The sequence below is a fragment of the Brenneria salicis ATCC 15712 = DSM 30166 genome, from assembly GCF_003315515.1.
Taxonomy (GTDB): Bacteria; Pseudomonadota; Gammaproteobacteria; order Enterobacterales; family Enterobacteriaceae; genus Brenneria; species Brenneria salicis.
Genome location: NZ_QNRY01000047.1, coordinates 20,605 through 27,179, shown reverse-complemented (window position 1 = coordinate 27,179; position 6,575 = coordinate 20,605). Strand labels below are relative to the sequence as shown.

5 protein-coding genes and 1 pseudogene are annotated in these 6,575 nt (G+C 47.9%); 5 read left to right on the top strand and 1 reads right to left on the bottom strand.

Annotated features, from left to right (window positions below):
* The 3 genes and pseudogenes from DES54_RS15590 to spfP form a co-directional block, all read left to right on the top strand.
* Positions 1-203 (top strand): annotated as a pseudogene (locus tag DES54_RS15590) (IS630 family transposase); the annotation flags it as partial.
* Between the two features lie 190 nt (positions 204-393).
* Complete coding sequence (gene polA / locus DES54_RS15585) at positions 394-3,177, top strand: DNA polymerase I (protein ID WP_113868944.1); 2,784 nt, start codon at positions 394-396, stop codon at positions 3,175-3,177.
* A 164-nt stretch (positions 3,178-3,341) separates the two neighbouring features.
* Positions 3,342-3,389 (top strand): small protein SpfP, encoded by a 48-nt coding sequence (gene spfP / locus DES54_RS19395; RefSeq protein ID WP_071892919.1) that lies wholly within the window; start codon positions 3,342-3,344, stop codon positions 3,387-3,389.
* Positions 3,390-3,498: 109 nt separating this feature from the next.
* Here the strand turns inward: spfP and yihA are convergent, their stop codons facing one another.
* Entirely contained in the window at positions 3,499-4,140 is a 642-nt protein-coding gene (gene yihA, locus DES54_RS15580) for a ribosome biogenesis GTP-binding protein YihA/YsxC (protein WP_205680233.1), read from the bottom strand.
* A 273-nt stretch (positions 4,141-4,413) separates the two neighbouring features.
* Here yihA and yihI point away from each other — a divergent pair, with 273 nt between their 5' ends.
* Positions 4,414-4,926 (top strand): Der GTPase-activating protein YihI, encoded by a 513-nt coding sequence (gene yihI / locus DES54_RS15575; protein WP_240635034.1) that lies wholly within the window; start codon positions 4,414-4,416, stop codon positions 4,924-4,926.
* A gap of 251 nt (positions 4,927-5,177) precedes the next feature.
* Positions 5,178-6,551: an oxygen-independent coproporphyrinogen III oxidase gene (gene hemN / locus DES54_RS15570; protein WP_113868938.1), complete on the top strand. Its 1,374-nt coding sequence runs from the start codon at positions 5,178-5,180 to the stop codon at positions 6,549-6,551.
* Positions 6,552-6,575: the final 24 nt, after the last annotated feature.

Genomic DNA, 6,575 nt, shown 5'->3' with positions numbered 1-6,575 from the left:
AGAATCCGAAGTTTCGTGTTATTTATCAGCCGGTTTACTCGCCCTGGGTAAATCATGTTGAACGGCTGTGGCAGGCGCTGCACGAAACGATAACCGGAAACCACCAGTGCCGCTCAATGTGGCAGTTACTGAAAAAAGGGCGTCACTTTATGAATACTGTCAGCCCATTCCCCGGTGGGAATCATGGGTTGGTAAAAATGTAGCGATATTAGGATCAGTTATTTAGCTACTCTATTGATAATTAACTTAGATATTTTATTCACAAACTTATCCACAGGCATGTCTTGCGATGATCCATGCAAAAATGAGCAATACCTTACGTTAGGGATCGTCTCTTTCCTTCAGCTATGGCATGCTTAGCGTCATGACAGATGACAAAGATTACAGCAGGCTATGGTTCAGATTTCAGAAAACCCATTCATTCTGGTAGACGGCTCATCCTATTTGTACCGTGCTTATCATGCGTTCCCGCCATTAACCAACAGCGCGGGGGAACCAACCGGCGCGATGTATGGTGTATTAAACATGCTGCGCAGTTTGCTGGTGCAATATCGCCCCAGCCATGTTGCTGTGGTGTTTGATGCCAAAGGCAAAACGTTCCGTGATGAATTGTTCGAGAACTATAAGGCACATCGTCCACCGATGCCGGATGACTTGCGTGAACAGATTGAACCCTTGCACCAGATGGTGAAGGCCATGGGGTTACCCTTGCTTGCCGTTTCCGGCGTGGAAGCTGACGATGTAATTGGTACGCTGGCTTTGCAGGCTGAGAAAGCCGGATTATCAGTATTGATTAGTACTGGTGATAAAGACATGGCGCAGTTGGTTACGCCCAATGTTACGCTTATCAACACCATGAACAACACTATCCTCGGCCCGCAGGAAGTGTGTGAGAAATACGGTATTCCGCCTGAATTGATTATCGATTTCCTGGCGTTGATGGGAGACTCATCCGACAACATTCCCGGCGTTCCCGGTATCGGGGAGAAGACAGCACAAGCGTTATTACAGGGTATCGGCGGTCTGGATAGGTTATACGCCAATCTGAATAAGATCGCGGGGCTTTCATTTCGCGGCGCTAAAACCATGGCGCCCAAGCTTGAGCTAAATAAAGAGGTTGCGTACCTTTCCTATCAGCTTGCCACCATTAAAACTGATGTTGAGCTTGAACTGAGTTGTGAGCAGTTAACGGTCAATGAGCCGGATATTGATGAACTGCATCGTTTATTTTCCCGTTATGAATTCAAACGCTGGTTAGTGGATATTGAATCCGGTACATGGTTGCAGGATAAAAAAGGTAATACGCCTGCGTCACAAGCGTTCAAGGCGACAGAGAAACGCGTTGACGAAGCCGCATTGGTTCTTTCTGCTGACGGCTATGTCACCATCCTGGATGAAAAGACGCTGCTGGAATGGATTGAGCGTTTAAAAAATGCAGAGGTATTTGCCTTTGACACCGAAACTGATGGGTTGGATACGCTGACAGCCAATCTCATCGGGCTTTCATTTTCGGTAAAAACCGGGGAGGCGGCTTATCTTCCATTAGCTCACGATTATCTTGATGCGCCAGAACAGCTGGATCGCACGCGGGTATTGGCGTTGCTCAAACCTTTGTTGGAAGATGAAAAATGCCTGAAGGTTGGCCAGAATCTTAAATTTGATAAAGGCGTGATGAATCGCTATGACATCGAATTGAGGGGCATCGCATTTGATACCATGCTTGAGTCTTATGTTCTGGACAGTGTTGCCGGGCGTCATGATATGGATAGCCTCGCTGAACGTCACTTGCAGCATAAAACAATCACCTTTGAAGAGATTGCCGGTAAAGGCAAGAATCAACTGACATTTAATCAGATTGCGCTGGAGCAGGCTGGCCCCTATGCGGCGGAGGATGCGGATGTCACGTTGCATCTGCATCAGAAACTGTGGGCGCAATTACAGCAGCATCCTGAACTCCGTCAGGTGTTCCAGACCATTGATATGCCGCTGGTGCCGGTGTTGTCCAGAATGGAGCGGACTGGCGTATTGATTGATCCCGGTATTCTGTCTGAGCACTCTAAAGAGCTTACGGTTCGTTTGGCTGAGTTGGAAACCCAAGCCTACGAGTTGGCTGGTGAAGAGTTTAATCTGTCATCGACAAAACAGCTTCAAGGTATTCTCTACGAAAAACAAAAGCTGCCAATCCTGAAAAAAACGCCAAAAGGCGCGCCCTCTACCAATGAAGAAGTGCTGGCGGAACTGGCATTGGATTATCCTCTGCCGAAACTGATCCTTGAATATCGCGGGCTAGCGAAACTGAAGTCTACCTATACCGATAAGCTACCGTTGATGATTAACCCGGCAACCCGGCGTGTGCATACTTCTTATCATCAGGCGGTAACCGCTACCGGTCGTTTGTCTTCCAGCGATCCCAACTTGCAAAATATTCCGGTACGCAATGAAGAAGGGCGTCGTATTCGTCAGGCTTTTATTGCACCGAAGGGATACAGCATTGTGGCGGCGGACTACTCGCAGATTGAACTACGCATTATGGCGCATCTTTCCGGCGATAAAGGTTTGTTGAAAGCGTTCTCCGATGGGTTGGATATCCACCGAGCTACCGCTTCGGAGGTTTTTGGTATTGCGTTGGATAAAGTAACGACTGAACAGCGCCGTAGCGCAAAGGCCATTAACTTCGGCTTGATATATGGTATGAGTGCATTTGGGCTGTCGCGGCAATTGAATATTCCCCGTTATGAATCTCAGAAATATATGAATCTGTATTTCGAACGCTACCCCGGCGTTCAGGAATACATGGAGCGTACCCGCCAACAGGCTGCGGAGCAAGGCTATGTTTCCACGCTTGATGGGCGTCGTCTTTACCTGCCGGATATTCATTCTCGTAATGCTATGGCGCGAAAGGCGGCGGAGCGAGCGGCCATTAACGCCCCTATGCAGGGCACAGCCGCTGATATTATCAAGAAAGCGATGATCGCGATTGATAGTTGGTTACAGCAGGATAAGCCGCTCGTGAATATGATCATGCAGGTTCACGATGAACTGGTTTTTGAGATCCATGATGGGATTCTGGAAGCATCGCAGAAAAAAATCAGAGAGTTAATGGAAGGCTGCATGCAACTCAGTGTACCGCTGAGAGTGGATATTGGCACCGGCATGAACTGGGATGAAGCACATTAAACCAATATTTAGGTCATAATTTTTTGTAATAAAATAACAGGATAGTGTGACTTGGTTTAACTTTGTGTAAATGGCCGCCGATTTCCGTGAAAGTAAACAACAAAAAAAACTTTGTTCTAATGAAAAAATAGGGTAGAGTTAAAGGCGTAGGGTACAGAGGTAAGATGTTCTATCTTTCAGACCTTTTACTTCACGTAATCGGATTTGGCTGAATATTAGCCGCCCCGGTCATTTTTTGACTGGGGCGTTTTTTATTGGTGTTTAGTGATGGCTTAAGGCTAAGGCGCGGATGGCCGGCCTTGCCCGCCACAGATACCGGAATTACTTACTTTCCTGCGCCTCTGTCTCTTCAGTCTGCGGCAGCGTACTGAACCAGCTATCAAGTTTCTGACGTAATTTATCTACGCCCAGCTTCTTCAGTGAAGAAAAAGCTTCGACCTGGATATCACCTATGATTGGCAGTACGGCTTCACGTACCATATTGAGTTGGGCTTTACGAGCGCCAGATGCCAATTTATCGGCTTTAGTCAGCAGAACCAGAACCGGAAGCTGTGCATCAGCCGCCCATAATAGCATTTGTTGATCGAGATCTTTCAGCGGGTGGCGGATATCCATCAGAACGATCAGCCCTTTCAGGCTATTACGCTTCTGAAGGTATTCGCCCAGCGAACGTTGCCACTTGAGTTTCATGGCTTCCGGTACGTCGGCGTAGCCGTAGCCCGGTAAGTCCACCAGACGAATGCCTTCTGCCACTTCAAACAGGTTGATAAGCTGCGTTCTTCCCGGCGTTTTACTGGTACGCGCCAGGCTTTTTTGATTGGTTAGCGTATTCAACGCGCTGGATTTTCCGGCGTTAGAGCGCCCAGCAAAGGCAACTTCAATACCGCTATCTGTTGCCAGGTGGCGAATATCCGGGGCGCTGATGACAAACCGCGTCATGTGGTAGTTATATTGCTGGGTCACAATCATTATCTCTGTTTGGATCGATGTCTGGTTGGGGATTATACCTGTAACTGACCATAAAGGCGGTTTTATTGTGTCGGTACGTTTCGTGGTGTGACGGGACAGGCGTTGAATTGACACCTTACTTGCACCCTGAAAGACAATAGGTATAGCCTGTATCCGTAGCTGAAATAATGAAAATCAGGATCAGTCCAGGCGAGTACTTTTTTATTGTCGGGCTTTCTGCTAGATTCCGCCGCAATTACCTTCACCTGTGTATCTGAGAACAACATGATGAGCCAAACAATTAAACCTAAAATCAAAAGAAAAACCCGCGAAGAACTGGATCAGGAAGCACGTAACCGCAAGCGCCAGAAAAAACACCGCGGTCATGTCGCGGGTAGTCGTGCTCAGGGTCAAGGGACGTCAAGCGAAACGAATGGACAGCGTAAAACCGTTGATCCGCGTATTGGCAGTAAAAAACCGATTCCGTTGGGGATTAAGGAAACCGTCGCACCGAAATCTAAATCTGTCGTCCATACTGATAAAGAGACGACTAAACCCGTCATCATGTCGCCAGAAGAAGAACTGGCGCTACTGGAAAACGATACCCGTCTGGATGCGTTGCTGGATCGTCTGGATAACGGCGAAACATTGAGTGCCAAAGAGCAGTCATGGGTGGATGAAACGCTGGATCGTATTGATGTGTTGATGGAGCAACTGGGTATTGAACTGGATGATGATGAAGAAGAACAGGAAGATATGCTGCAACTTCTGAAGCGTAATAACCCGAAAGATACATTCTAATTGATAAAAATACTGGCTCTGTCATTGGCGCTGCTGGTTACGTATTATCTGTTTTGCCTGTTAGGTGAGCTATGGCTGTTGTCCAGGCGGAAAAATCGATTGCAACGTGTGGTTCTGCGCCCGCGGGCGCCGCAGGTGATCGCTCCGAGCAGACCAAAACGGCGCACGTTGCTTTAAGCTGATGCCGTAATGATTCGAAAAGGGAGAGCAGGGATTGCATATCAATAAAAATGTCGGGAGGAGTGAGCAGCATGTCCGAACAAACCGTTGATTGGGATTTAGCCCTGATTCAAAAATATAACTATTCCGGGCCGCGCTATACCTCTTATCCCACCGCGCTGGAGTTCAGCGAACACTATGATGAATCCGCTTTTCAGCAGGCGGTTGCGCGTTATCCACAGCGAATGCTGTCGCTCTATATTCATATCCCTTTTTGCCATCGCCTATGTTACTTCTGCGGTTGTAATAAACTGGTCACGCGCCAGCAGCATAAAGCGGATGAATACCTTGATGTGCTGGAGCAGGAGATCCGTCAGCGAGCGACGCTGTTCGTCGGGAGAACCGTAACGCAAATGCATTGGGGCGGCGGTACGCCGACCTACCTGAACCAAGCGCAAATCAGTCGTTTGATGGGGTTATTGCGTGAGCAATTTTCTTTTTCGCATCAGGCTGAATTGTCGCTGGAAATCGATCCAAGGGAAATTGAACTGGATGTGCTCGATCATCTGCGTGCCGAAGGATTTAATCGCCTGAGCATGGGGGTGCAGGATTTCAACAAGGACGTACAAAAGCTGGTGAATCGTGAGCAGGATGAGGATTTCATTTTTGCATTAATCGCGCGCGCGAAATCCCTGGGTTTCACGTCAACCAATATTGATCTGATTTATGGCTTGCCAAAGCAGACGCCAGAAAGTTTCGCTTTTACGTTGCAGCGAGTCGCTGAACTCAGTCCACATCGGCTCAGTGTGTTCAACTATGCGCATTTACCCAGTTTGTTTGCGGCTCAGCGGAAAATCAAAGAAGCTGATTTGCCGGATGCGGAACAGAAGTTGGAAATTTTGCAGCAGACGATCAGCACACTGACACAATCTGGTTACCAGTTTATCGGTATGGATCACTTTGCTCGCCCGGATGATGAACTGGCGATGGCGCAACGGGCAGGAAAACTACATCGTAATTTTCAGGGTTATACCACGCAAGGCGACGGTGATCTGCTGGGAATGGGGGTATCAGCGATTAGTATGATCGGTGATAGTTATGCGCAAAACCAGAAGGAACTGAAGCGTTATTACGCACAGGTTCGGGACTCTGGCAATGCGTTGTGGCGCGGATTACGGTTGACGCAGGATGATTGTATCCGGCGTGATGTCATCAAGACGCTGATTTGTAATTTCCAGTTAAGTTACCACCAGATTGATGCGGATTACGGTATCGATTTTCATTCCTATTTTTCGCAGGATTTGCAGCAGTTGGCGCCATTAGCGGCGGATGGGCTGGTGGAGATTCAAGAAGACGGTATTGTGGTGACAGCCAAAGGTCGTTTGCTGATCCGTAATATTTGCATGTGTTTTGATAAATACCTGCGAAACAAAGCGCAGACGCAGCAATTCTCGCGGGTAATTTAGTAAAAAAACCACCAGTCAGTTTTA